Genomic DNA, 3,791 nt, shown 5'->3' with positions numbered 1-3,791 from the left:
CGCAGCCCCACCTGTTGCAGCTCGCCTCGTCTGGCGTGTCTGAGGCGGCGTTCTTCCTGGGAGTGCTACATACGCGTCAGGGCGACCTGCCCGGTGCGCTGCACTGGATGGAGCGAGCGCTGGCCTTGAACCCTAGCCACGTGCAGACGCTGGAGCAGGTGGAGAATCTACGCCGGGCACTCGGGAGAGGGCGATGAGTAAGAGTTGGCATGGCGGTTGGCTGGTAAATAGGAAAGCGGATAGATAAAGGGAAGAAAGCGTTAGGTGAGGTGACTACGATGGCGGTAAAGAACTACTACAGTGTGGGTGGCGAGATTCTGGGCGAGGAAGTCGTCGGCTCTGGCGCTCGCCTGGACTATCTGACCGATGCCCTTGGCAGCGTCACGGCAACAGTGACTGGCGCAGGGACAGTCGAGAATACCTATCGCTACAAACCCTATGGAGAACAGTTGGCGAAGACTGGGACGGGCGGGGACCCTAAATTCTTGTGGAATGGGAAGTGGGGATACCGCAACGATTCAAATGCATATTACGTAAGAGCAAGGCATTATAGGAATTTAAATGCTGCATGGATAAGTAAAGATCCATTTATACTATTTCCATGGAGGTATTCTTATATATATTCGAATTCTTCACCAGTTAGATTTTATGATAGATCTGGATTTTTGCCGGAATGTTGTGGTAAGGATGTCGATAAATGCGGGAATTTTATTGGTAATAACCATTGTCATTGGTATGTTATGCCGCCTATACAAATTCCTGGAGGGCTGATTCCTATACAAATTCCTGGTCTGCAAATTCCCGGCCAATGGATTGGATTACCATATCCTGTAGATGGTGTTGGAGGAATGAGCGAGCGTTGTGACAAGTATGTTAAGTGCGATTCTATTACAGATAGTTTAGAGGGGCAAGCAAGCAATTGTAACTTCATGTGTTCTAAGATGTGGTCTCCTCCTAATATTGGTTTGCCTGGTGGATATAGCCCAGGTGACCAGTGGGATATGCAGACTGTAGCCTGCCCAGATAGTACTGGTAAATGTCAATACTGCGGTATATTTTATTGTGATAGGGGGAAAGATCGTGAAATAACACCTTGTTTATATACTTGTCTGTATAGACATGAGCATAGACATAAAGAGCAGTGTGTAAATAAAGTTTACCCGCCGAATGTTCCAGATCCGGGTACATGGTTTGAGTGTGATGCTTATAGATTGTCAACTTTATGTATGCTAAGAAAGGCTATGAAGAAGAATTGTCCTATAAGTAATAAGCTCAAACAATCCATTTCGAAGTGTCTCGGTGAAAAAGTGAAATGATTTTGGATTGGAGTTTTCTCTGTTTTGGCACACGTGTACTTGCTAACATTGTAGGATTTAACATGAAAACGATAAGTATATTCTCTTGCATCAAAGAAAAATTACACTATAACAGTGCAACATCGGCATTAGGTAAATCTTTGAAAAGACAAAGCAGGAAATTACACGAAATTAAGCGTCTTTTTGAGATTATAGAACAGTATGCAAGTTCATTTTATTGCCTAGAAAAGACTGTAATTTATTATATTTCGTCGTATTGTGCTATATATTTATGTTTTAATATAGTATTTGGATGTAGTAATAATAGAGGTGAATCTGGAATGGGAGATAGAATAGATGTTCCTCCGAAAGGAGATAATCTTTTATTAGTAAAGGGAATAATGTCTGGGGATGCTGAATCTGTAAAAAAAGCACTTTTAAATGGTGCTGATCCAAATTTTAAATTTAAGAAACGTCCTGTGATTTTGCTTATTGATCAAGCTCCGGTTTTGCCTGGAAATAGTTTTATCTCTAGAGATGGTAGTGGTGGTATGTATGTACATCTTAAAAATCACAAGAACATTATAAAGTTATTGATGGCTCATGGTGCGAACCTTAACGTAATTGATGATTCTGGATGGACACCATTAAAACAAGCAAAAAGGCATAATGAAGAAGAAATAGTGGAAATACTCAAAGAAAACGGTGCAAAAAATTGACCGTTTTCTTGGTACTCATAGGCAGGCGAGCTGGAGTATCGGGCCGTCGAGGCAGGTTATGGTCAAGAAACGCATCGACGAAATCAAAGTGCCAAACAAGGCTCGCGGAGCCGAGTATCATTGTACGCAAATTCGAGACATCCGATTTCCACGCATCTCTCGTTGACGTTCGCCTTTTGTTCGGTTATTCTTCGCTCATGCCATCAGGCAGAAGGTGCTCCAACCCTCAATGAGCGATCAGCCAGGTGGGGCGAGTAAAGCCACATTTTCCGTCCCAAACCGACTGGAAAATCCCGAACAAAGTTTCGGTAACTGTCCCACTTGGCCAGCCAACAAGAATCGCTCCCTCGGGGGCGGTTCTTTTTTGGCTTCCAGAGCCTATTTTTAGGGGTTCGAGAACGCCGTTTTCGGACGCAATATCACCCATCTCCAAACCTATATCACCCGTAGCCAAGCTGGGCTCCTGCCCAATCATGTAGTTTAGAAGCGGGTTCACCTCGATGACGACCGCAAGATTTTCGGGGTCTACGGTAAACGAAATGCCCAGTGACCGTGCTATCTCACGCCGCCGCTCAGTACTCCCTGTCAGGAACTCTGTTCGCGCTGTCAGGCGGAAGTCCAGTGCTGCTGTTAGCGTCTCACGCGTCACGTCCAGCCGCTCCTGAATCCGTCCCAGCTCAAGCCGCAGGTGGCTCACGTTCCCTTTCAGCTCGCGCTGTTTGTTGGTGAATAGTGCATCGTCAATCAGGCCACGAAGCCGCATCTCCACCAGCTCCGAGAGCATCTTCTCGCCCTCCACGAGCGACCGCGCTTGCGTCTTGTAGATTGACTCTATTTCTCCAAACTCCTGATGCACCCATTTTTGTAGCGCCTCCGTCACGATCTCCTTCACCTCTGGGGTGATGACAATTCGGCTTAGGCAAGCGTCAATCTCCCGCTCCAGCATATCCTCGCGTAGGCTACGGCGCGGCGGCTTCTCTCCATCATCCGTGATCTGAGCGGCTCCACAGTTGCGATTGCCACAGCGGTAGTAAATGTAATCGTAGCGCTTCCACCGCCCCGTCTGACGCTCGGCCACCACGGACTTTTTGCACCGGGCGCATGTCAAAAGGCCCGCATAGGCGAAGATGTGCCGCTCGTGTGCGTGGGGCTTTCCCAGTTGTCCTCCAAGCCGACCCTGAACTGCCTCGAACTCGGTGAGAGTGATCATGGCCGGGTGACTGCCTTTGTAGAGCTGCCCGCCATGCTTGAAATACCCTGCGTAGAACGGATTGCGAAAGAGGCTGTAGGCCGAGGTTCGCGAGAGTGCGCCACCGCCGGACTTATGACGCTGACGGGTGGTATAGCCCCAATCCTCATTGAGCACCCGGATTACCTCGTGGATAGTGTGAGTGCCAGCGATCAGGAGCCGCCAGGCCCGTTGGATCAGCTCGAAGCGCTCGCCGTCGGCCTCGATGGTATGTTCGTAGAGGTTGTTGAAATAGCCTTCTGGGGCACGATGCGGCGACCAGCCCTTGGAGAGCTTGGTCTCGGTGCCCCGTTTGACGTTCTTCTTGAGGTCGATGATGTACTGGTTGGCGGTACCCGTCTCGACGGAGAAGATGAGGACGTTATCGGAGGGAAGATACTGCTTCTCCGGGGTCTGAATGACACTGAGAGTGCCATTCTGGAGAAGCCAGGAGAGCCTGCCAGAATCAATGGGATTTCTAGTGAGTCGGTTAATGGCCCAGGTGAGAATGGCATCGGCGCGTCCTGTTTCGATAGCCTTGAGGAGGCG

General features: G+C 48.6%; 4 protein-coding genes. 3 read left to right on the top strand and 1 reads right to left on the bottom strand.

Going from position 1 to position 3,791, the window contains the following annotated elements; all coding sequences use genetic code 11:
* The 3 genes from ACH2EH_RS16235 to ACH2EH_RS16225 form a co-directional block, all read left to right on the top strand.
* On the top strand, positions 1-197 hold a 197-nt coding region (locus ACH2EH_RS16235), incomplete at its 5' end, for a tetratricopeptide repeat protein (protein WP_395143169.1).
* 81 nt (positions 198-278) lie between these two features.
* Positions 279-1,316, top strand: a complete 1,038-nt coding sequence (locus ACH2EH_RS16230; RefSeq protein ID WP_395143168.1) for an RHS repeat domain-containing protein — start codon at positions 279-281, stop codon at positions 1,314-1,316.
* Positions 1,313-2,014: an ankyrin repeat domain-containing protein gene (locus tag ACH2EH_RS16225; protein ID WP_395143166.1), complete on the top strand. Its 702-nt coding sequence runs from the start codon at positions 1,313-1,315 to the stop codon at positions 2,012-2,014. The genes ACH2EH_RS16230 and ACH2EH_RS16225 overlap by 4 nt, the downstream gene beginning before the upstream one ends.
* A gap of 226 nt (positions 2,015-2,240) precedes the next feature.
* Here ACH2EH_RS16225 and ACH2EH_RS16220 read toward each other — a convergent pair.
* Positions 2,241-3,791: recombinase family protein (locus ACH2EH_RS16220; RefSeq protein ID WP_395143164.1), on the bottom strand; the 1,551-nt coding region annotated here is incomplete at its 5' end.

Origin of the sequence: Armatimonas sp., from assembly GCF_043760365.1 — a bacterium.
In the GTDB taxonomy this organism is placed as follows: Bacteria; Armatimonadota; Armatimonadia; order Armatimonadales; family Armatimonadaceae; genus Armatimonas.
This window is presented reverse-complemented; position numbering and strand designations above follow the sequence as displayed.

Bases quoted from the DNA above. Each gene is read 5' to 3' on its own strand.
- ACH2EH_RS16230 (WP_395143168.1), top strand. From the start codon at position 279: ATGGCGGTAAAGAACTACTACAGTGTGGGTGGCGAGATTCTGGGCGAG.
- ACH2EH_RS16225 (WP_395143166.1), top strand. From the start codon at position 1,313: ATGATTTTGGATTGGAGTTTTCTCTGTTTTGGCACACGTGTACTTGCT.